We start from the raw sequence: 22,416 nt of genomic DNA, 5'->3' as shown, positions 1-22,416 counted from the left end.
AAAAGTTTAAAACATTAAAAAATGTTTTATATATTTTATAATGTTTATCTTTCTTTGCTTTCTGTATTTTTTTCATTTTCAATACCGCTAGAATTTAGACATTTTTTATAACTAGGTATCCAATCATTATTTTTGTTCTTTAAATGCTTCAATATCTCTTTTTTATCGCTTCTTAAAGCATTTAAAAGTTTTTGATTTGGATAGCCTTGCTCTTTTATTTCATTAAGAGTATTTTTGCCAAATTCTACTTCTTTTTCTAGAGTTTTTACTGCAGCCTTAGCTTCATCAAGCAAAAGAGGTAATTTTTCTAGCTCATCATCTACTTTTTTCATAATATAATTTATGTTAAAATCCTTAGATAAAAAGAATTCTTGTCTAAATTTAGCTTTTGGCAACGCTACAGCTGAATTACTATCAAAATTATCGCTTGGGCAAATAGCCAGTGAGTGCATAGGCTCTCCTAAACTATTTTTACCAGTATTTAATTTAACTCCAACGCTAACACCTTTATAATCTGCAAAAAGCTCCTCGCTTCTATTTGAGCCTATATTCATCACTCTAGATATATAGAGCTTGCTTCTTTCTAGCATATCATTAACTTCTTTTTTTACTTCCCCTATTTCTTTTGGTGAATTTTTTTCGCTCCAGCTATACTTTCGATATCTATCTATTTTAACGATAATAGGTTTTGTTAAATGTTTATATTTACTTTCAACTTCACTTTTATAATCGTTAGTGGTTTCAATCATTTTCCCAAAAGTTTTTATGTCTTTGGTGTTTTGGATCATTTTTTCCGTTTTGTTTCTAAGATTATTTTCGGTTACAATTTTATCGCTTTCCCAAAACGCAAAAGCTCTTTCCTCTTTTTCTAGCATATTGCCTATTTTAAACTCTTCTATCATTAAAGGATTTCCGCTAGCAATAGCTTTCATTTCAGCAAATTCCATTGCGGCCGTGCTTATATCTTCAAAGCTATTAAGCCCTAGTCTATCGGCGTTTTGTAGCATATAAATGCCTTTTTGCTTTGTTTCCAAAAGTTGTAAAGCTTTGACATCATAAGTTCTCTCTGTTGCATAATTATAAACTTTTGGCTGAAAATTTTTATCTGCTTCAAAAAACATATTACCCTGTCTAGCAATGCGCCCTACTCTTTGCTCCATTCCAGCTGGGTTCCAAGTATAATCTACATTATGAAGCGCAACTAATCTTTTTTGCACATTCATACCAACACCCATTTTAGAAGTAGAACCCAGCAGAACACGCACTTCTCCATTTCTCATTTGCTCAAAAAGTTTATCTTTATCAGCTTTTTTTGGATAATCGTGTATGAAAGCAATTTCATCTCTTGGTATTCCAGCTTTCATAAGTTTTTTAGCAATATCGCTATAAGCATCAAAAGATACATCTTTTAATGCTTTATTATCGTTTTCAGCAGCTATATCTATTTTAGAAAAGCCTGTCATTTCAAATTTATTTGGTTCAATTTCTTCCAAATCTCTTAAATTACCCAAATCTTTTGGCAATTTAATACCTAGCGCCTTAAGCTCTCTAACATACTCAGCAGCTTCAAAAACTTCAACCTCTCCGCTCAAATAAGTTATTCTAAAATCATCCTTTATTTCTTCTCCGTTTTTATCAAACACTGGCTCAAGTGTTTCATCAGATCTGCTACTCTTTTTTATTTCTGCTGATACGCTCTCTATTCCTTGTGTCTTATTTTCCTCTTTTAACTTTTTGTCTTCATCTAAACTAATATTTTTTAGCTTTTGTTTAGCCACGCTTAGATCCAAGAAAATGATTTGAGTGCCTTTTTCATCAGCGTGATTGTTTTTATAGTTATCAACTACATTTTCAACTACTTTATTGATTTTTGAAACCTCAAAATCATTTTCAGGCTTGTCTTCAATAAGCCTATAATCAACAGCTGCTTTTCTAGCTATATTAGTAAGTCTTAAAGGATTATTTTCTTTGATGTTTTCTTGAAAATGACCGAAACGATATAATAAACTTCCTTTTGGGAATTCTCCATTTTCATCAGGCTCTCCATAAAGTTCGCTTATTGCTTCATTGCGTGGTATCACTTCTTTTATTGTTTCTACTTTTGGAATAAAATTTTGCCCTGCTGCTTTTTCTATATCCTCGTTATTCGCATAGAAATTAACTTCTCTAAAACCGCCAGAAAGCTCTTTTAAATTATTAAATCTAGCAAAACGAGTTACTAGCTTAGGCTCTCCACCAGCCCCCATCTCAATATCAGTTACATCCTCTCCAAAGGTATTTGCCCAATTGTCAAAATTGTAAAAACCTTTATCCTCTAGCCACTTTGGCTGTAAAAAACTCTGCATATGGTATAGCTCACACATTGAGTTCGCTATAGGCGTGCCAGTAAGAAAATACAATTTCTTACCACTATCATTAAAATCGTCTGTAACAATTTTCATATCAAAAGCTTTATCACTACCGTTTTGTGGCCCAAGCCCTAAAACTCTTGTTTTTTGAGTTTCGTAAGATAAATTCTTGTAAAGATGAGCTTCATCAACGATCAAGCAATCAATTCCAAGCTCATTAAAAGTAACTAAATTATCTTTCTTTATTGTATCAGCCGTCGCTCTAGCTTTTTGTATTTGTTTTTCTAACTTTCCTATTTGCTTTTTTAACTGAGTGTTTTTCTTATCCTTCTTGCTTTCATCATAATCAGACTTAACCATTGATAGTCTAAGAGCAAGATTTGCTATTGTTTTTTCAGGATTTTTTGGAATTAACTTGAATTGCTCAGCACTCATAATTACAGCGTCATAATCGTTTACTTGTATTTTTGCTAAAAACTTAGCACGATTGTCTTTGGTAAAAGATTTTTCGTCCAAAGCTAGAACATTTGCATTTGGGTAAAGTGTTTTAATCTCTTTCTCCCAACTGCCAACTAAAGTTTTTGGGGATACGATCAAGGTTTTATTTATTAACCCCATACGCTTTTGTTCTAAAGCCACTGCTGCTCCCATAAATGTTTTTCCACCACCAACATTAACATTAAATAGTGTAGCTTGTTCTTGCACACCACGCCATACTCCAGCATTTTGGTGTGGGTATAGTTTAATATTTGGATTAGCCCCTTTTAAATCTAGTGTTTGTGTATTAAAATCTCTTACTCTATCAGTATTTATTTTATCATTGTAAGCTTGTTCAACTTCTTTGCGCAAGTCTTCATTAGACAACACGAAACGCAAGAATTTATCTTGAATTTGAGTTATCATAGCATTTAAATCATCACTCAACTCTTTATGAAATTCTTTTTTTATCCTAGGTGTGCCATCTTTATATTTCAAAATCTCTCCAGTCTCATCATCTCTAATATAGCCAAGCGAGCGTTCAATTCTAGCTTTCTGTCTATTTAAAGCAAGCGGTAAAGCAGCATAAACTAATGGTATTCTTTTAGCATTATTAAGTTCTTCATTGCTCCAGCCCATATGTTTTTTAAACTCATCGTAGCTAAAAAAATCTCTACCATTGCCAAAATTCAAACCATAGGTGGATCTGCTCTTGCCTTCCCTTTCTTTTTCAGAGCTAAGCATAGCCATATAATAAGCATTATTTTTAACTAGATTTTTTGTATAAGTGTTGGCATTATTTTCAATTATATACTCTCCATTTGAACTAAGAGTTATTTCAAACACTTTATCTGCAACATCCGAACCCCTTCTTTCAATGCCTTCAAATCTATATTCACTGGCATAAGCATCTATAAATTCTTGATATATATGAGTAGGTATCCAATTCATACCAAGACCAAAAGAAATTTCCTTGATATTTCTATCAGCTGGGAATACTTCTTTTAAAGAGTTAGCATTAATCTCCAAGCTTTTATCACCAGTCTTTTTTATAGCCTCTAAAACTTCATTATATTTCTTTTTAACATTACCACTTAAATAAGCATCAGATGTTACAAACTTCTCTTTAGAATAAGGCTCGTGATTTTTGAAAATCAACTTCTCTTCTAACAATTTATTTAGCGTATCATCTAATGATTGATTTGGATAAATATCTTGGATATAATCTAAATCTATTTTACCTTTCATAGATAAGCTAGCAATTAAAGCTTCTTTTTCATTTGAAACTTTTGGCTCAACGATCGGTGATGAAATTCGTTGAGAAAAAATCAAGGCTTTTTCTCCTTTTTCATTTTCTAAGTTACTAATAAACTCAAAAGATAAATCCATATCACAAGCTTTAAACGCCTCCTTTAAAGGCTTCTTATATTTTAACTTCATTTTATCATAAGAAGTGTTTAAATCTTGACGAAATTTTGCTATTTCTTCATCACTTTTATTTGGATCAAGTTCAGCTCTTAAAAGTGTATTAAGACTATCTCTTAATTCAATATAACTCAACACTTGTTCTTTTAAAGCCTTTTCTTCTTTTTGGCGTTTATTGTCATCATAATTTCCAGCTTTATATTTACTTAACTGTGATGCCACAAGAGAATTTTTCCAAAATTCAGTATCACTAACTATTCTATATTCATAACTATCAATTTTTAATGCTAACGCTCCATTGTTAGTATTGTCTATAAAAAAGCTTCCTTTTTTAAGATTATCAATATAAAACTTGCTTTCAGGATGAGTGATAAAATCAAATTGTCTATAAGGGCTTGTCTCCCTCTCAATATCTTTATAGATATTCTTAGGCAAATTCTCTATAAATCTATTCAGCTCTGCTTTTAAATCTAGATTTTCATCAGCTTTAAATACTGGCACATTTTCTCCAAATCTATTTGTGTCTATTTCAAATTTGCCTAAGATATTTTGTGGATTATTCAAAAAATAGTCATTTATCTTGAACCTACGATAAAACTTATTTTCTCGCTCTCTTTCGTCTAGTTGTTCTCTTTCTTCGATAGTGAGTTTATCTTCTACTGATTTAAATTTATTTTCTAATTGCTCTCTAATTTCAGGGCTCAGTCGTCTCATATCAAAATTAGCAGAAAAGCCTTGCGCTTCTAATTCAGCATTTATTGCTTTATCATCTTTGTTTGTTAATAAATCTTGTTTTTGAAAGAAAACGATATCAGTATTTACTTCTGCGCCTTTAAAAGCATTGTTCGGCAGTCTTACAGCTCCTAAGAATTTACCGCCAGCTTCTACAAGTCTTTCTAAATGCTTATCACCATTATGATCTAAAAATGCACTAGGCATAACAAAAGCCATTATTCCGCCATCACGCAAATTTTCCATTGATTTTATAGGGAAATAATTTGCAATTTTTAGATTATTGCCTAATGAATTAGTATCATTTACATAGAAATCTGCAATGTAAGGTGGGTTTCCTACAACCAAATCGAAGCTATCCTTTGCTCTAAAGGTTTCAAAACCACCATTTCTAATATCAGCATTTGGATTAAGGTGCTTAGCTATATCGTAGGTATGTTTTTCTATTTCTATCCCAGTAAAAGAAAAACTATTATTTTTACTGCCAATGATAAAATTGCCAGAACCACAACTTGGTTCTAATACACGCTTTTCTACACCATTATCATTGACGCCCATTTGCTCTAAACCTTTATATATTGTGTCAACAAGCAAAGTATTTGTGTAATATGCGCTACTTGATGAATGAGCCATTGATATAAATGCTAAATTTCTATCTACACTATTTGAGATATTCTCATCCAAATATTTATCTAAGCGTTTTCTAGCTTCACCAAAATCTTTATTAGTTTCTTCAAAAACACCATAACAACCACCCCAGCCACTAAATCCTGCTAGAATTTCTTGCTCCTCTTTTGTAGCGAAACGATTTTCTCTATTCAATTTAGCAGACAACTCAAGTGCTTCAATATTTTTATAGGCACGACCAACAGCCCCAACACCATCCAAATCAAAATTATTTGAGCGATAATCACTTACTGCTAATTTCTGTGCTGAGATATCTCCATATCCAGCCACTTTGTTATCTAATGCCTCAGGTATATTTTCACTTGCTTGTGTTTTTGTCTTGTTGCCCCTATCATTAGTTTTGTTTTCTACTATCTTGCTTACAATTTCATCATCAAAAAGACCGACTTCTACCTTGTTTTCCCCAGCTTGCGCTATTTCTTTTTGTTCATTACTCTCACTAACTTTTTCTTTTCCTATTGCTTCCTTCTTTAAATTCTCATCAATAAATACAGCAACACCACCATAATTTTTGTCTAACTCACGAACTACTTCGTGTAACCACTCAGGCGGCACTATATCACCACGCTGATAAGCATCATTCAAGCTTTTAGCTATCAATTGTGGGCTATACCCTGCTTGCAAACGAATAGGCAAATCATCAAGCTGTTTTTTTACCCAAGCTTCCTTTTTAGTAACTTCGACAGCTTCTTTTTCAAGCTCTTCCCAAGATTTTTTATTTTCTTGTTTTTCCATAATAAGAGGCTCTACAATTTCAAGCACAAAACCAGCATCAACGCTTTTTAAAACCTGCCCAGTTCCAAATTTAATAGCATAATTAGCAGCAGATTTTGCCTCTAAAATCTCCTTATTTTCACTTGCCCATTCAATTAAATTATCAAGCTCTTTTGCATCAGTGGCTTCTCCATTATACAACTTCATTAGAGTTTGATAATTTTCTTCACTAGCTACAATCCCTTGATTTTTTAGAGGCTCTTGCTTTGGCTCAGTATTTTCATCAGGTTTAACAGTAATAGCTTCATCAATCTTATTTGAAACTTTCTCATTATTTTCCTTGTCTTTGGTATGTATGTAATCAGTTAAAGCGCTATAAGTTAGCCCAAGCTCTTTGCGTTTTACTTCAAGCTCGCAAGCCTCTTTCATATCAGCAAATCTAAAATTTGGATTATCTAAAAGCAAATCCATTTTATAATAAAATTGCTCGCTTACTTTTGGAATTTCATTATCAAGCAAATTATCTATTCTTTTGTTTGCTTCGTCTAAATCTAGTGGCTCTTTGTAATTTTCTCTGAATTCTTGCGCAGCTCTTTCTTCTACTCTTAGAAGCTCTTTAATATGATCTGCTCTATAAGCAACAAATTCATTTGTTTCTAAATACGAAGCTATTTCAGTAGCTGCGCCTTGTCCATCTAGTTTTTCTGCTAGCGCAAGCTCAGCTCTATGAAAAGCTTCTTTAAATTGATCGTCGCATACAAAAAAAGCTGTTTCAAATTCAGCTCTATGATTTGCTAATCCAGCTTCTTTTCTATCACTTAAATAATTAGAAATGTGCTTTAATCTAACTTCATCAACTTCATTAAACTTGCCATTTATTTCGCTTAAGTAATCTCGGTTAATTCTAGTAAAAATAGCAGAACCATTTCGCTCTACTAGAAAATCAGGCACTTCATCAGTGTGAGCAAAAGTAGAGCTCATATGTTTTACTAAAAACTTCTTTAACTCTCTGCTTTCAGTTTTTTTCAATTCATCATTTAAGCCTTCAGCTACTTTATAAAGAGCATTACTAGGCACAAACTTTCTAACACCATCGGCAACTTCTCGTGGTTTATTGTCGCTAAATTCTATTGCATTTCTAGCCAAGAATTTTGATAATTCAGCGCACTCATCTAATGTCAATTTTTCTTTTTTATAAGTAAGCTTAGTTGCTTTTTGTATATCTATATCATCAATAGTTACTCTATTATCTCTTTGCCAGCTAGAGCAGTGATTAAACCAAAAAGTGCTAAGCTCATCTGCAGGATGATTGCCTAGCCCGTGTGGCAAAATTTTATCCAACATAATACTGGCTAAATTGCTATTTTTGTTAATGGCATTGCCAGTAGTTTTATCAGTTAGGACATAATCATCTTGAAAAATTTCTATTCTATGCTCTTGCCTTTCTTTAAGAATTTTTTCTACGATTTTTTGTTCTGCTACTGTATAAATTGTATTTTTATCATCTTGTGCCAAAGCTGTAGCATAATCAACATCACTCTCTTTTAGTATGTTGCTTAAATAAGTCTCTTGATTAGCTTTTAAGCTCAAAGGCACATTGAGCATATTTTCTCGCCAAGCAGGCTCTACTTCTAAAATAACCTTAGCAATCTCTGCTTCAAACTGATCTTTTAAAGCATTGTTTTCTTGTTCATTTACAAATCTTTTTTGAGTTACAAACTCATCGTCCACTTTTTCTACAAAGAACTTTTCTACCATATGAATTTCGCTCTTAGTATTAGGGGCTTCGCCACCCTTATAATTGCTATGGGCTGGAGCTGTTTCAATTTCAGCCTTATTTTTTTCTACACTATCATCATCCGCTTTATCACTAGGAATTCTAGAATTCCCAGCCACTTTTTCATTATATTCTTTTATATATGTGTTTATTAGCTCGTCTCTTTGCGCTGCGATTTTATTTTGTGCCTTTGTGATTTCTGCTAACTGCGCACCACTTGGATAACTGCCGCCTTCGCCGGCTGTGTATTTAGCACTTTGTAGCTTATCATACTGCGCTTGTAGTTCTTTGCCTTTTGCGCTAAATCTAGCCTCATCTACCACTTTCATTTGATTTCTAAAACTAAGCTCATTATAAGGTATTTTGCCAAAGACTTCTTCATCATATTTTATCTTTGGCGCATCTAGAATTTGGTCTTGTTTAAACTTTGGCATATCATCAAAAAGCTCTTTTTGCTCTTTGCTCCATTGCTCCATTGGCGTGGCTTTCATACTCTCTATTAGCTCTTTATCACTTAAAATTCTAGAATTCCCTGCGCTTTTAATCTCCCCTTGACTTTTTATCTCATCTACCATTTGAGAGTTTTTTAAATTTTGTTCCGTGAAATGTTCTTTTGGATATTCTTGAGCCACTACTCTTTTATCAAGCTCTTTTTTAAGAACCAAATTAGCGAAAATAGCCAAATCATCTTTTTGTGGTGTTATTTCACTGCTTACATAGTTATTTTCACCTAAAATATTTTCTCTATCAACATAAAAAGCATTTCTATTGTCTAAAATTTTTTCTTGAACTACTTGATTTAATCTAGCTTCTATTTGTGAGGCAAGCAATACAGAGCTAGTATTTGTGCTAGCATATAAATACATAGCAACAGAATTATCATTACTTAAATCACTATCATAGAAAGCTACATAAGAAAGTGGCGGCTTAGAGCCTACCTCTATTTTATATCCATTATTCTCATAGACCTCTAGTCTATCTTGTTTGTTTTTATCCAAATCTTTATAAGCTTTAGATATGCTAACAGATAATTCCTTTATGAGTGTTTTTTCATCTTTATTTTGTGTGTTTGTTTGAATATTCTGTTCTTGCTCTCTTTGCGATGCTTGTAGCACCTCAGGCTTTAGCATTGCTGGTATTACACGCTTAAACAAATTGTCATTTGCTACATATTGCCCATCAACTTCTATGAACAAATCCATAGAATTATCCACGAGTTTTCTTTTAAAAGTTTTCATTTGTTTTCCTTTGTGTTTTAATATTTTGTTTGGCATTTAAAATATTTTTTAATGTAATTAGCTTTATTAAATGTTTTAAACATTTAATAAAGCTAAAAATAAGTAAATTGTTTTCTTGTTTTAATAACAAGATTTTATAAAATTACTATAGATTGCTATAGCCAGTCAAACAGATCAAGTTCTTTTTTTGCCTCCTTATTTGTAATATTTTTAAGAGCTTCAATTTCAACAGAACACTTTTTTAATTCTTTTTCCAATCTATCAATTTCAATCTTCAAATAAGCTTCTTTGGCTAATAAACTTTCTAGCTTTCTTGCTTCTGCAAAGTTTTCTAAAGAATGACTGGGTTCAACTTTATAAGGTGCTTTGTTGGCGCAAATTTTTATTTCACTCATTTTTACACTTCCCCATCAGTTTTTCTGCTTTATCTAAAACTTCTATATGATGTTTATACATAAATATTGTTTCCCACAAATCAATCCTTTAATTGTCTAATGTGGTTTTCTTCTGCAATCAATAATTCTAAGCATATTCCCTCACTTTCCTTACTATGCTTATTATTAGCCACATAGATAAAATCACATCCCAAGAGCAATTTTTTACAAGCTTCTAAATTACGATATCTATCGTGTTTCGTAACTTCTGCTTTTAGATCTCCCCAAAGTAAGACTGGGCTTATAGGATAAAAATTAACATCGAAGCTTTCTACTTTTTTACAAGCTTTTTTTGCTATTTTAAAAGCCTTTTTTTTATCAATTTTACTAAACGGACTTGCCACATAAACCAATTTTGTCATTATTACTCTCCTAATTTTTATTAAAAATCATCTCAACGAGTTCGCCATTTTCATTTCTTGAATATTTGGCATCACATCCTGCCTTCCACTCAGAGCAAGAAAGCCATTTAAAGCCTTTTTGACTAACTCTCTCAATCAAAAAGCCTTTATTACATTTTGGACAAGCAATTGAATTCTCATCTCTTTTTGGCGTGTTGTCAAAATCAACTATGTTGCCATTATTATCGTATTTAAACTTAGCATCACACCCACTATTATCTGCCTTCCACTCAGAGCAAGAAAGCCATTTAAAGCCTTTTTGACTAACTCTCTCAATCAAAAAGCCTTTATTACATTTTGGACAAGCAATTGAATTCTCATCTCTTAGTGCCTTTTCTTTTTTTTCTAAGATCGGCTTGCCATTGTCATCTCCAAAAATACCACTACAATTTGGATAAGCCGAACATCCCCAAAAATATTTCTTTGTCTTTTGGCTTAAACGCCTTACAAGCACTCCCTCATTACAATTTGGACACTTAATTCCACTATTATTTACTTCCATTTTAAACTCCTCACCGCTTTTTATTCTTTCAATTTCCACTTCAATATCATTTTTTACACTAAACAAAAAATTATCTTTTGTTCTATTGCCTGCCTCAATTTCTTTTTGATACTCATACCAAAGAGCAGTCATATCAGGCGTTGCCAACAAATTTGAGCAACATCTGATGAGATTTTTACCCTTATCGGTAGATTTTATTTGCTGCTTTTTATCTTTACTAATCTCTATATACTGCTCCTTAATAAGCTTTTCTATCATATCACTTCTAGTAGCAGGCGTTCCAATACCACCATTTTCACCCTTTTTCTCTTTATCTTTTTCTAGTAAAAGTTTTTTGATTTTTTCATCTTTTACATATTTTGCTACACTATTCAAGTCTTTTAATAAGCTTGTCATAGTATAAAGTGGTCGTGGCTTAGTTTTTTCTTTGCTTATTATTACATCACTACAATCAGCAGTAGTATTGTTATAAATAAGCAAATCAGTCCCTATTGTCTCGATTTCATCATCATCGCTTGTATCGCTAAAAAACTCTTTAAAACCAAGTTTTATATTGCGCCTAGCATTCGTTTTAAAACATATTTCATCTTTTTCAAAGCTAATTGCATAGCTAATATATTCGCAAGGATGGAAAAATTGTATTAAAAATCTTTGAGCTATAAGCCTATAAATATCTAGCTCATCTTTGCTAAGGTTTGCTTTATCAAATTTAGCTTGAGTAGGTATTATTCCATAGTGAGCAGAAAGCTTGCTATCGTCAAAAGCTCTATTTTTATAGCTTGTATCTGCCTTGCTAATATCTAACCCAATATTTTCACTAACTGCTTTTAAAACTGCTGGCGCATTTTCAAAAGCAGTAGTAGGCAAATATTCACAATCACTTCTGTTATAAGTAATAGCTTTGTGTTTTTCTCTTAGCGTTTGCGTGACTTCCAGTGTTTTTTTAGCAGAAAAGCCAAAAAGTTTGCTAGCTAATGTTTGTAATGTTAGCAAATTAAAAGGGAGTGGTGGTTCCTCTTTTTTTTCAGTAGCACTTACTTTTACACCAAAAGAAAAGCCAACACTAGAGCCTTTGATTTCGTTTGCTCTATTTTCATCCTCTATTCTTTCATCCTTGTCTAAAAGCAAAGGTGCTACAACATTGCTATCTCCACTACTCAAAGAAAATTTGGCTTTAATCGCAAAATAATCTTTGCTTTTAAAGTTAGAATTCTCATAATCTCTATTAACTATTAAACTCAAAATAGGTGTTTGAACCCTGCCAACACTAATGCCGCCTTGTCCTCCTCTAAGTCTATAAGCGATAGTATAAGCTCGTGATAAGTTCATCCCTACCTCCCAATCAGCAATGCTTCTAGCAAATCCCCTATCGCTTATTAGCTTAAACTCGCTATTTGGCTTCATATCTGCTATTTCTTTTTGAATTGCTTCTTTGGTTAAATCGTTGATTAAAACACGCATAACTGGCTTTTTGTTTTTGGCGTAATTTAAAATCTCTTCAATTAAAATTTGCCCCTCATCATCAGCATCACCGCAGTGAATAATCCTGCTAACTCTATTGTCATTTATTAAAGAACAAATTATTTTTAATTGTTCTTTTGTGCTGTCTTTTGGTTTATATTGATACTCTTTAATTTCTATCGGCAAACAATCAAAAGACCAATTTTTATATTTTTCATCGTAATCGTCAGGCTTATAAAGCTCTAATAAATGACCTACAGCATAAGTTACAATGTTATCGCCTTTTATAAAATATCCCTTTGCGATACTCTCAGCACCACTAAGAGCCTCTTTGATTGCTTTTGCTAACTCTGGCTTTTCTGCTATATATAAATCCATACTATTTTCCTTATTTAAAAAATATCTTTAGTGTCTTTTTTAGCAACATCTATTGTTTTGTTTTTATCATTGTTTTTACAAGTTAAAACATAATATAACCACGAATAAAAATTTTTCTTTCTCTTCTTTAAAGAGTTGCTTATCTCTCTCATTATTTACCTCCTAGTATCTTTACAAAAAAAGCTAGGGGCAAGCCCCTAGCCCAACTTGTATTAGTGCAAGCTTAATAAATTATCTGTCCATATCCTGAGACTTTTGTGGCTCAGCTTTTGTTTGCTCTTGCGAACTTCTTTCAGCTTTTGCACTTGCGAGTTCATTTACAGTAGAGATTTTAATCTCATCTTTTGAAAGGATAGCTACAACTTTAGAGTTATCCCCTTCTGGTCTTTGATACTCTTTAAGCTCTTTAGCAAGCTCAGGATTAGCTATTTGCACGCTGACTGCTAGATTTTGATAGCCATTGTTTTCCTTTACTTTCATATTATTTAAAAGCTCTTGTGCTGCTGGTGCCTCTTTATTCATAACAAAGTAAAATAGAGGCTCGCCCTGCTCAGTTCTTTTTACATTGCCTTTATCATCAGTATCATATTTTTTATTAAAATAGACTGCTTCTTTACCAGCCACTTGAGCTTCAGGGTTTGGCTGCAACACTAAATTTCCATCTTTTGTTTGATTTACATAGTATCTAGTGTAATCATCATTTTTATCTTGAATGCTTACTGATGTTCTTTGTCCCATTTGGTTTACATTGTTTACTTCTCTGACAATTTCAGTTAGAGCAGTTTCTGGATTTTTTAGTGCTTGCTCTCCTTGTGAATTTGTATAATTTAGAGAATTTGGGATTTCCAGCATTACTTTTCCGTTTGGTGATAGACTACTTATAGCCATTTTTTAACCTTTCTATTGTTTGATTTAAATAATTTTTGTTTGGCAAAATGCAACTTGTTCTGAATTACTTATATATAATAAGCCCAATTTAAGAATAAAGATATATAATTACATCGCTAGTGTCCTCCTTATTTAGTTATTTTTAGCTATTTATCTAGGCTTAGCTTAACTATCTTTCCCTCGTGTTTGATAGATAAATTTTGTTTGGCAGCAAAATTTAGGATGGTTTTACCGCCATCCTCTTTTAATTCTAACTCTCCATTTTCTATTAAAAAGCGAACAGCAGAATTTGTTTCTCTTAAAATCTCTGCTTGAGCATCATAATTCTTTTTTGCGCCTATAAAAGTTGCGCCCAAAACACCTAATATTAAAGCAAAGCAAAAATTCATAGCATAAAATCCAAAAGCAAACTTAGTAAAATTTTTATAATTTGAAACATTCAAATTTTGCCAAGTTACCAGCTTGTCTCCAAAAATAGTTTTAAACTTCTCATCAAAGTTTTCTAATTCTTTTTTAGCTGTTTCATCTAGTTGTGTAATTTTTTCTTCTACATCCTGATGTGCTTTTATGAGTTTTTTTCTAGTTTCTTCTATTTCATTAGCAAATTTATCAATAATTGATTTTTTAGCTTCAAACATATCATTAAAAAGCCTTTTTGATCTTTCACTAAAATCATTAACTCCTTTTATAATATCTTCATTTTTATCTTTTAGTGCTTGTATAGTCTCGTTTGCCGCATACTTGCCCACTTCTTCATTAAAAATTTTCAACTGATTGTTTGTTTCTTCTAATGATTTACAAAATATCTCAAAATTTTCCCTTGTTTCTTGCGAGCTTTTGGCAATAGTTATAAACTTATTTAAGTCGTTTATATCTTTATTACTCAAACCTCCATCTAAAAAAGCATTGACTTTGTTGGCTATGTCAACTGCCGAAATCCACATATTATATAAATCATCAATCTTTCCAGTGATAGAGTTCATTTGGAAAAACTCATCAAAATTGTTTTCTTTTAGAGCATTTGTCAGCTCATTTAGCTGATCTCTCAAGCCAAGATACCCACTCTCAACTTGGCTGGCTTTTTTATAAAATTGTTTAAACTCGCCTCTAAAATTAAAGGGCATTCTATCTACTTCATTATCAGCACGAGCAAAGCTATCGCTCTGCTCGCTACTAACAACAGTTTCATTTACTGCTGTGGTGTCCATTTTTTATCCTTAGTTGCTTTCAACTCTTTTATTAAAGAACAGCATTTGCACTTGAGTATCAAAAATTCCATCTGCATTATCAAGTGGTTGAATATAAATATCAGCCATAACACCATTTTTAATAAAATAAGCTTTATACTCACTAAGTAGTGGCTCTTTCCCCAAAAGAACGATCTTATTTGAGTTGTGAGCTAGCATAAATGTTTTTACGACTAACTCATTAGGCAACATATAGCCTCCTTGTTTTCTAACCCAAAGCTCATAGCTATAATTCAAATTTTCCAAATAACTATCTTTTGGAACAAAATGATATTGTCTATCTAGCAAACGATTGTTTATCGTCATTTGCTCTCCTTTAAAAGCATTTTTTGGTTCAGGTGCTTTTATGCTACAACCAGCAAATGCAAAAGCAGCTACTAACGCACTGCAAACTATTTTTTTATTCATTTTCTTCTCCTTGTTTGGTGTTTTCATCATTGTTTTCTTTAACCACTTCATTTGGTCGCCTCACTCTACATTCTCCAGCTAAAATAGCTTTTTCAAATACATCTCTATTTGGCACTCCTTCTATAGATTTTAAACTTGGCGCAATCTCTTTAAACTTATCCATAAAGACTTTATCACTATAATAAAAAGCTTTATTACAAAGTATAGGGTGGCCACTATCAATCAAAATGATTTCTTTTGAATAATCCATCTTTATAAGCTCTTGCGGTAACATTAAAGCTCTATGTGTTTCACTTATGCTTCTGCTACCGCCACCACTTTGACCATAATTACTAGAACGAGAGGTTTGTTTAACAGTAGTATTGCCTAAGAGCTTAGAGAGAGTTTCTGCGTCTGCTAGTTCTTTTGGCGCATAGTAAATTTGGCAAGCGTGGTTTGTAAGCAATGTTTGAGCACCTTCTTTACCATATCCCATAGGCGCAGGCGTCTCTAATTGCGAACGAGATTGATAAATCATTAAAAGTCTTAGATTATATCCAGCAATGAAGCTAACACCTTTTTGTAAAATAGCTATGCGACCAACAGCGGTAAACTCATCCATTAAAAGTAAGCAAGCATATTTTAATTTAGCATTTTGCTGCGGCAGTTCTTTAGTGTTAATTGTCATAAGTTGAGACCAAAACACATTCAATAAAAAAGTAGCATTTGCTAGTTGATCTGGAGTGATGCCAATATAAATTGTCATCTTTTTCTTGCGCAAATCTCTAAAATCAAAATCACTTGTTTCGGTAGCTCTTCTTAAAGTTTCGCCCTCAAAACTTGAAAGTGGCGAGACAAAAGTTGCCATAATAGAACTTTGAGTGTTTTCACTCTTAACTTGCATATAAGAGCTTAAACGCCTAATCGTAGCATCGCCCAAAATACCAGCTTCTTTTAAAAACTCATAAGTTGGAGCAAGTCCACCAGTAATAACTTCTACCTTCTTATTGTTCTTATCAGTGGCTACGATTTCCAAACCTTTAGAGAGCTGGAGTAAGCCATAGAAATTAAACTCGACACTAAGCCCCCAAGTAAATAAGAAATTTCTGCCTTTTTCAGTTAAAGCCAAATCTCTATATAAATAACATAGACCTATAAAAAGATTTTGAGCTTGTCTCGGCCAAAAGTTTTTATCTTCATCATCACTGGTTGGATAAATTATATTTGCTAAGTCTATTAGTTGGTTATCTGCTGCCAATTCATCGCTCATATCGATATAACTAAAAGGATTATATCTATGAGTTTCTAGTGAAAAAGGATTAAACAAATAAACTTCATTACCGAGTTTTTCAGCACGATATTTTGAAGTATAATCAAAACACTCTTGCTTGATATCTTGAACAACAGCACTCTCTTCCCAGTGAAGCAAATTTGGTATAACTATACCTACACCCTTACCACTACGAGTTGGCGCGCCAAGTGCCACAAATTGCTGACCACCAAATTTTAGAAATTTATTATTCCATTTGCCTATAATTATCCCACGCTTAACATAGTTTTTACTATCACCAAATAAACCTAGTTTTTGAATATCACTAAAAGTTGCAAATCTAGCATCACCGTGTAGTGATTGTTTTTTCTTTGATACAAGAATTCCAGCAACTATAAATAAAATAGCAAAAATATAAACACCAAAGAAAATACCTATTGCCTTATACTCTCCATATTCTGCAATAGCTTGATAGGTAAAGTTAAAATTCCAATACTCTTTAAAGCGTGATAAACCACTTTTGCCTAGTGCCTCGTGTAGCAAAACAGCGCAAGTTATCATACCGCTGATAAAATATGAGAATATAGCTAAAACTACAAACCCAATGCCTATAAATACTTTTTGTCCAGCATTCATTATTATTTCACCAAATCTTTAAAGTATATTTCGCTAATATGCCTTTTACCAGCGTGTGCATATAAATGAACAATTACATCAATAACATCAAAAAGCATTTTTTGAATAATCTCATATGGTATATGCTGACCTTGTGGATTTTGTAAAATCATCATACCAAGACGCTTAAAGCAATCAGCAGAACTTCCAGCGTGGCAAGAAGTAATACTTCCTCCGTGTCCACTGGTTAAAACATTTACAAAATCGTAAGTTTCAGCCCCACGAAGCTCAGCTAACAAAATTCTATCAGGCTTCATACGCAAGCAAGATTTCAAAAGCGTTGCGCTATTTAGAAAATCTCCACTTTTTGCTTCACTTGGATAAAATAACTGAACGAAATTTTTATGCTCATAGAATTTAATTTCTTCGACATCTTCAATAGTAATTAATCTATCAGTTGTTGGTATAAAATCTATAAGAGACTTCATAAAAGTTGTTTTACCTGAACCAGTCTCTCCACAAATTACTAAATTCTTACCATACGCAACAGCTTTGGAAACGAATTCTGCCCAATTTCTATTTTCATATAAGCTATAAAGCTCTACATCATTTGGTGTTTTATTTTTGTTGCTATCTTGTGCTTTTATGCTATCAAAAATACCACTTTTTTTATAATCATCGATAGTATAACGCACCTTGCTAGGCTTACGGATTGTAATGCTGATATGATCTCTTTTAGCAGCTGGTGGCATTACAATCTGCACACGCTCTCCAGTTACTAAAATACAGCTCATAATAGGTCTAGCCTGATTGATTTGATCTTCTTTAAAGGCACCGCTTGCTTGCGCAAAAGCGTTTGCGCCATCAAAATCAAGTTCTGTTTCGTGGCATTCCCAAATACCCTTAGTATTTTGTGTCCAAAGCTTATCATCTCCGTTGTAGCAAATCTCGGTTATATTATCATCATCTAAATAAATACCGAAATATTTTCTAGCATATTTTTCTAATGAAACACTCATTATTTTTTCCTTTTAAGCTCGTAAACATTTCTAAAATCAATATCCCTATTAACATAAACTCCTACTATATCTCCGTGGTTTTTATAAAGAGTGGGTTTAATGTTAATCATCTTATCAAGCGTTTTACTTGCTAAATCATTAACCTGCTGTTGTGTGGCTTGCGGATTAAAGTAATTAGTCGTATTTGTGCCATTGCCATTATTTTTTCTCTCACTCAAACGAGTAGAAACAGCTGACATAAAATCATCAATCACTGAAACTAAAATAGCTGAGCCAAAGCGTTTAAAATAGTGATTATCAACCCAACCAACGATGCCTGCTCCACCAAGTTCATCACTAGCTCCACTAAATACTGGTATAATAATATTATTTGGAGTGCGTATTTCTTGCCAAATCACATAAATACGCTCCATACCTTCCTCTATAGAAGCTCCGCTATAAGTTCCAGTTATTAAAGAACCTTTTTCAATAAGTAGAGTTCTTCCATTGTTTGAATACACATCATTGCTAACCACGCAAGCTATACCACCTTTTATATCACTTACTAATCTAGTTTTTAAAGAACAACCTATATAAGTGCCCTTTGAAAGCAATAAGTTTTGATCAAAATTAGAAAAATAAGCAGCAGTAGGGCTATAAATCTCGCCATTACCATTACCTTCGCCACTCATTTTTGGTGTTACATTTCCACTATCATCCTCAGCTTGACCAAAATTAAATAGCATTTGTGATCTTCTAAATTTTCTACTGCTTTCGCTATCATCAACTCCTACTCCAGTATTAGCTGCATCGCCCACGACTAAGCCAGTTTTGGTAATTATCGGAGGAGTGACCTTTTTCTTAGTTGTTTTATTTGCTTCAACAATCATAGATTTTGGTGGCTCTGCTGTGGTATTTTGCTCAAATTTTTTATCTTCGATAATAGCTGAAACAAAGTTACGCTTTTCCTTATTTTCATAGCTAGTTTTATTTTTTTCTTTTGCTTCATCAGTGCTAAAATTTTTCCAAATGAAAATTCCACCCAAAATTATTATAATAGCAACCACGCTAAAACCTATTAACGCATATGCCCAAAATGGATTTTTTAAATTCTCAGTCTGCTCTCCAGCCAACTGATTACGCTGTTCATTCATATTGTTGTTATTTTCCATTTTCTATTTCCTCAATTCTTTCTAGAATGTTTTTTACATCATTTCTAGTATCATTTATCTTTACTTCAAGATCACGCAATAGCAAAAGCATTTTGCTAATATTCTTACTTAACACACTTAAAGCCGCATTTATTTCTTTTTCAGTTTCAAAAGACATTTAATTCTCCTTAGCAAACAGAATTCAAGCTAAAAGCTTGAATTCCCTTAAAATTATTTTGCGTTTTGTAAAATACGCTCAACCATTTCATCATTTGATGTTTCTTGTGTCTTTTCAACTGGATTTTTAGCATAACCTTTGTTGACAATACCCACTACTTTTGAGCCACTTCTCAAAACGATTTGTGGCATTATTTTTTGAATAACAAGCACATCATAGTTGCCATCTTTTTTTATATGAGTGTTTAAAATATGTTCTTGCTTATCATCATATCCAAAGACACTAGGGAAAGTTTTTGTATTATCAAAGCCAAGATATGTAAAAACGCCATCATCATACGCATAATTTGGAGTAATACTATCGCTATTTGACATTACTGACATATAAAAATCCCAGTTTCTAGGCACTGAAACTCTATTAAGAGCAGCATCAACTATTGCTTCTTCGCTTTTTTGCTCCATTTGCTTGACTAGTTTATTTAGCTTAGCAACTTCTCTATCAGGATAAATAAAGCTAATTTTAAAAACATTGCTATCGCCATTTAAATTTAGCTCAAAAACATACATAGATAGATTTGTGCTAACCACCAAATTTGTTTTCCATTCAAACTGATTTGGAGTAATTGTTCTGTCTTTTTCTACTTCCCTAGTTTCACCTTTTTCATTTGTCTCTATTTCAGTAACTTTTGTTACAAGTGATTTTGGAGTAACAAAAAGCAAATTACCTTTTGCTGTTAAATCCCAGCCTTCGCTAAAGCCAGTTGCCATATTTACAATATTTTCTTCTTTGGCAAACTCCACAACTGAAACAAAACCAACCTTAGCGTTTAGTCTTATTACATTATTTACATCATATGGTGCTGAAGTGATGCGTCTATCTAGGCTGCTTCCTTTAGGAATTTCTAGCGCAAAAATCTCGAGTGCTGTTATAAAAAGAAGACATAAAAGCTTCATCATCTTACAATCTCCTCATCAACTCTGTAATTAAGAACTTTAAAGCCCAGCGGATTATCTAGTCTGTCTTGCTCTCTTATAGCCTCTAAAAAGTAATCATAACTTAGAGTTACAACGATCATCTTTTCCACTATACCCTGAGTAGATTTATTAAATATTTTTAGCTTTAATCTCGTAGTAGCAATCTTAACTCCATTTGAATTATTCAAAACAATACTTAGAATTTGGGGATCTATTTGATAATTATTTTTTAGCTCCGCATCTCTAGCATTTTCTCCTTCGTAAATTAAGCGATAATCACTTGCAACCTCAGGACTAGAAAGAAGTTGGACTAAAACATAATCTTTGTTTAGCATATCATAGTAATAACCTTCTCTTGCTTTTACATACTGAGTAATAAAATGCTTATCAAGAGCTTCATTGCTAGTGATTTTTTCTTCATTTAGCGTAGTTAAAATATCAACCATTCCAGTTACATTATCTACTCTAATAACATAAGGCTCAACAGTCTTTAATGGAGTTAGAAAAGAAACTGCAAGAACGCTTGCTAATGCTACAATAACTGAAAAAAAAGCTACTATCCAAGCTCTTTGAGTGCTTTTTTTAGCCATATAGCTAAGACTTGTTTCAAAATCCAATGCTTGCCTATCAAAATTTTTACTATTGATTGCCATTTAATTCTCTCCTTTGCTTTTATTCATTTCAATATTAGAAAGCTCTTGCTTATATAGAGCCAACTCACCAAGATTATTTAAGAACTCTTTAATTAAAGCGTTTTTGTAATCTTCCCTTTTTTTTATTTCCTCTAGCACAATTTCTTTATAATTTGATTGATTTTCTCTCAAAGCTCTCAAATATTCCAAAGGCTCAGTATCAATTAATTTTCTTATATCCACAACATCGCTAATACTCATTTTTTACTCTCCATTCTTTCTAATAATTTAGCTTTTTCATCATCACTATTTACTGGCTTCATTTCTTTAGCAAATAAATAGTCATAATTAACCCTTTGTCTTGGCATATCATCACTTTTAGGCTTTAATCCAGCACAACCGCCAAATAAAGCGCATAAAAGTGATAATGTTAGAAATTGTTTCATTGTTTTACCTCCCATAAATTCACATTTTCAAAATTTTTATTGATTACCACCTTTGCCTAAAAACTTCTTAAGCCTATTAAACCCACTTGCTCCAGCTAAAAATGAACCTCCTGCTGCCTTGCTTGCAAAACCAGCACCCAAAGATTTTACTCCTAGACCACCAACAGCTTTGCCTGCTTTGCCAGCCATACCAACAGCTGCACCTGTGCTACCCATAACACCAGCTGCGGCTGCACCAGCACCACTATCTAGGCTAACACTAGCTAAACCTTGTGCTATCTGAACAACCATTTTTATAGCTACTACAAGCATAATTGAAGTCAATAAGATACTTATTCCTTTTGAAAAAAAAGGATAACCATTTGGTATATTTGTTACACCCAATGTAAAGGTGGTTTGAAATACTCTAATAACCATATCAGCTAATGCGGAATATAAAATCAGCACAATTAGATTAGATATAAACATATTAAGCCATTGTCCAAACATTTGTTTTGTTCTCTCCCACATCAGCGCAAACAATGCAATAGGCAGAACAAATATAAGCAAAGTATTAGTTAATTGAGCTGTAATTAGCGTAAAGGCAAATGCTAAAGCTATAAAAATATAGCCTATAGTTAAACACAGCATACACCATACAGGACCTACTATATTTGTGCTATCAAAAAGTCCAACGCTAATACTTTTATAAAATGAATTCATAGCCTCCACATATTTATCAGTTATAGTATCTAGCTGACCATAAAAATTTTGCTTAGCACTAGCCCAATCATAAAAAGCATCGCATAGCTCTTTAGATTGAGTAAACCAACCATTGATATTTAAGACAAACATTATTATTAAAAGCTTTTTTGATATATCCCATACAAGCTCTTTAATGGGCGATTGAGTTCTGCCAGCTAAAGTTTGAAACCCTTTATACATAATAACAACAGTTAAAATAGCAGCTAATGAACCTTGAACCCAAGTAAATTTTTCATTCAAAGTAGCGTCAGTGAAAATTTTTAAAATTTCATCTACTCCACTTTGAATTTCGCTAAAAATTGTTGTTGCCAT

General features: G+C 32.7%; 17 protein-coding genes. All 17 read right to left on the bottom strand.

Annotated elements, in window-relative coordinates:
- Positions 1–44: 44 nt before the first annotated feature.
- The 17 genes from PTQ34_RS03280 to PTQ34_RS03195 all read right to left on the bottom strand — a co-directional run bounded on the left by PTQ34_RS03280 (position 45) and on the right by PTQ34_RS03195 (position 22,416).
- Positions 45–9,398 carry an SNF2-related protein gene (locus PTQ34_RS03280; protein WP_273932096.1) on the bottom strand — a complete coding sequence of 3,118 codons (9,354 nt, stop codon included), beginning with the start codon at positions 9,396–9,398 and terminating at the stop codon, positions 45–47.
- Positions 9,399–9,553: 155 nt separating this feature from the next.
- Positions 9,554–9,793 (bottom strand): hypothetical protein, encoded by a 240-nt coding sequence (locus tag PTQ34_RS03275; protein WP_273932095.1) that lies wholly within the window; start codon positions 9,791–9,793, stop codon positions 9,554–9,556.
- 80 nt (positions 9,794–9,873) lie between these two features.
- Positions 9,874–10,194, bottom strand: a complete 321-nt coding sequence (locus PTQ34_RS03270; protein ID WP_273932093.1) for a DUF7768 domain-containing protein — start codon at positions 10,192–10,194, stop codon at positions 9,874–9,876.
- Between the two features lie 10 nt (positions 10,195–10,204).
- Positions 10,205–12,574, bottom strand: a complete 2,370-nt coding sequence (locus PTQ34_RS03260) for a DNA topoisomerase (RefSeq protein WP_318532613.1) — start codon at positions 12,572–12,574, stop codon at positions 10,205–10,207.
- Between the two features lie 14 nt (positions 12,575–12,588).
- On the bottom strand, positions 12,589–12,726 hold the full coding sequence (locus PTQ34_RS03255) for a hypothetical protein (protein WP_273932092.1): 138 nt from the start codon (positions 12,724–12,726) through the stop codon (positions 12,589–12,591).
- Positions 12,727–12,805: 79 nt separating this feature from the next.
- Entirely contained in the window at positions 12,806–13,312 is a 507-nt protein-coding gene (locus PTQ34_RS03250) for a hypothetical protein (protein WP_273932090.1), read from the bottom strand.
- A gap of 296 nt (positions 13,313–13,608) precedes the next feature.
- Positions 13,609–14,670, bottom strand: a complete 1,062-nt coding sequence (locus tag PTQ34_RS03245; protein WP_273932089.1) for a hypothetical protein — start codon at positions 14,668–14,670, stop codon at positions 13,609–13,611.
- Between the two features lie 9 nt (positions 14,671–14,679).
- On the bottom strand, positions 14,680–15,117 hold the full coding sequence (locus PTQ34_RS03240; RefSeq protein WP_273932088.1) for a cag pathogenicity island Cag12 family protein: 438 nt from the start codon (positions 15,115–15,117) through the stop codon (positions 14,680–14,682).
- Entirely contained in the window at positions 15,110–17,002 is a 1,893-nt protein-coding gene (locus PTQ34_RS03235; RefSeq protein WP_273932086.1) for a type IV secretory system conjugative DNA transfer family protein, read from the bottom strand. Before PTQ34_RS03235 ends, PTQ34_RS03240 begins: the two co-directional genes overlap by 8 nt.
- A gap of 2 nt (positions 17,003–17,004) precedes the next feature.
- A complete protein-coding gene (gene virB11 / locus PTQ34_RS03230; protein ID WP_273932084.1) occupies positions 17,005–18,000 on the bottom strand; it encodes a P-type DNA transfer ATPase VirB11 in 996 nt (331 codons plus the stop codon).
- Positions 18,000–19,133, bottom strand: coding sequence for a type IV secretion system protein VirB10 (gene virB10 / locus PTQ34_RS03225; protein WP_273932082.1), 1,134 nt, complete (start codon positions 19,131–19,133; stop codon positions 18,000–18,002). The genes virB11 and virB10 overlap by 1 nt, the downstream gene beginning before the upstream one ends.
- A gap of 7 nt (positions 19,134–19,140) precedes the next feature.
- Positions 19,141–19,308: a hypothetical protein gene (locus PTQ34_RS03220; RefSeq protein WP_273932080.1), complete on the bottom strand. Its 168-nt coding sequence runs from the start codon at positions 19,306–19,308 to the stop codon at positions 19,141–19,143.
- Positions 19,309–19,361: 53 nt separating this feature from the next.
- Positions 19,362–20,264 (bottom strand): P-type conjugative transfer protein VirB9, encoded by a 903-nt coding sequence (gene virB9, locus PTQ34_RS03215; RefSeq protein WP_273932078.1) that lies wholly within the window; start codon positions 20,262–20,264, stop codon positions 19,362–19,364.
- The gene (locus PTQ34_RS03210) at positions 20,261–20,935 is read right to left on the bottom strand and encodes a virB8 family protein (RefSeq protein WP_273932076.1); all 675 of its coding nucleotides are present in this window, start codon (positions 20,933–20,935) and stop codon (positions 20,261–20,263) included. Before PTQ34_RS03210 ends, virB9 begins: the two co-directional genes overlap by 4 nt.
- A complete protein-coding gene (locus PTQ34_RS03205) occupies positions 20,936–21,175 on the bottom strand; it encodes a hypothetical protein (RefSeq protein WP_273932074.1) in 240 nt (79 codons plus the stop codon).
- Positions 21,172–21,375: a hypothetical protein gene (locus tag PTQ34_RS03200; protein WP_273932072.1), complete on the bottom strand. Its 204-nt coding sequence runs from the start codon at positions 21,373–21,375 to the stop codon at positions 21,172–21,174. Before PTQ34_RS03200 ends, PTQ34_RS03205 begins: the two co-directional genes overlap by 4 nt.
- 21 nt (positions 21,376–21,396) lie before the next feature.
- The gene (locus PTQ34_RS03195) at positions 21,397–22,416 is read right to left on the bottom strand and encodes a type IV secretion system protein (RefSeq protein ID WP_273932069.1); all 1,020 of its coding nucleotides are present in this window, start codon (positions 22,414–22,416) and stop codon (positions 21,397–21,399) included.

Origin of the sequence: Campylobacter magnus (assembly GCF_028649595.1) — a bacterium.
Lineage (GTDB): Bacteria > Campylobacterota > Campylobacteria > Campylobacterales > Campylobacteraceae > Campylobacter > Campylobacter magnus.
Note: the sequence above shows the minus strand (reverse complement) of the source record. Positions and strands in the feature narration are given on the sequence as shown.

Bases quoted from the DNA above. Each gene is read 5' to 3' on its own strand.
- PTQ34_RS03195 (WP_273932069.1), bottom strand. From the start codon at position 22,416: ATGGCAACAACAATTTTTAGCGAAATTCAAAGTGGAGTAGATGAAATT.
- PTQ34_RS03255 (WP_273932092.1), bottom strand. From the start codon at position 12,726: ATGAGAGAGATAAGCAACTCTTTAAAGAAGAGAAAGAAAAATTTTTAT.
- PTQ34_RS03245 (WP_273932089.1), bottom strand. From the start codon at position 14,670: ATGGACACCACAGCAGTAAATGAAACTGTTGTTAGTAGCGAGCAGAGC.
- virB11 (WP_273932084.1), bottom strand. From the start codon at position 18,000: ATGAGTGTTTCATTAGAAAAATATGCTAGAAAATATTTCGGTATTTAT.
- PTQ34_RS03205 (WP_273932074.1), bottom strand. From the start codon at position 21,175: ATGAGTATTAGCGATGTTGTGGATATAAGAAAATTAATTGATACTGAG.
- PTQ34_RS03200 (WP_273932072.1), bottom strand. From the start codon at position 21,375: ATGGGAGGTAAAACAATGAAACAATTTCTAACATTATCACTTTTATGC.
- PTQ34_RS03235 (WP_273932086.1), bottom strand. From the start codon at position 17,002: ATGAATGCTGGACAAAAAGTATTTATAGGCATTGGGTTTGTAGTTTTA.
- virB9 (WP_273932078.1), bottom strand. From the start codon at position 20,264: ATGATGAAGCTTTTATGTCTTCTTTTTATAACAGCACTCGAGATTTTT.
- PTQ34_RS03240 (WP_273932088.1), bottom strand. From the start codon at position 15,117: ATGAATAAAAAAATAGTTTGCAGTGCGTTAGTAGCTGCTTTTGCATTT.
- PTQ34_RS03270 (WP_273932093.1), bottom strand. From the start codon at position 10,194: ATGACAAAATTGGTTTATGTGGCAAGTCCGTTTAGTAAAATTGATAAA.
- virB10 (WP_273932082.1), bottom strand. From the start codon at position 19,133: ATGAATGAACAGCGTAATCAGTTGGCTGGAGAGCAGACTGAGAATTTA.
- PTQ34_RS03250 (WP_273932090.1), bottom strand. From the start codon at position 13,312: ATGGGACAAAGAACATCAGTAAGCATTCAAGATAAAAATGATGATTAC.
- PTQ34_RS03260 (WP_318532613.1), bottom strand. From the start codon at position 12,574: ATGGATTTATATATAGCAGAAAAGCCAGAGTTAGCAAAAGCAATCAAA.
- PTQ34_RS03210 (WP_273932076.1), bottom strand. From the start codon at position 20,935: ATGGCAATCAATAGTAAAAATTTTGATAGGCAAGCATTGGATTTTGAA.
- PTQ34_RS03220 (WP_273932080.1), bottom strand. From the start codon at position 19,308: ATGTCTTTTGAAACTGAAAAAGAAATAAATGCGGCTTTAAGTGTGTTA.
- PTQ34_RS03275 (WP_273932095.1), bottom strand. From the start codon at position 9,793: ATGAGTGAAATAAAAATTTGCGCCAACAAAGCACCTTATAAAGTTGAA.
- PTQ34_RS03280 (WP_273932096.1), bottom strand. From the start codon at position 9,398: ATGAAAACTTTTAAAAGAAAACTCGTGGATAATTCTATGGATTTGTTC.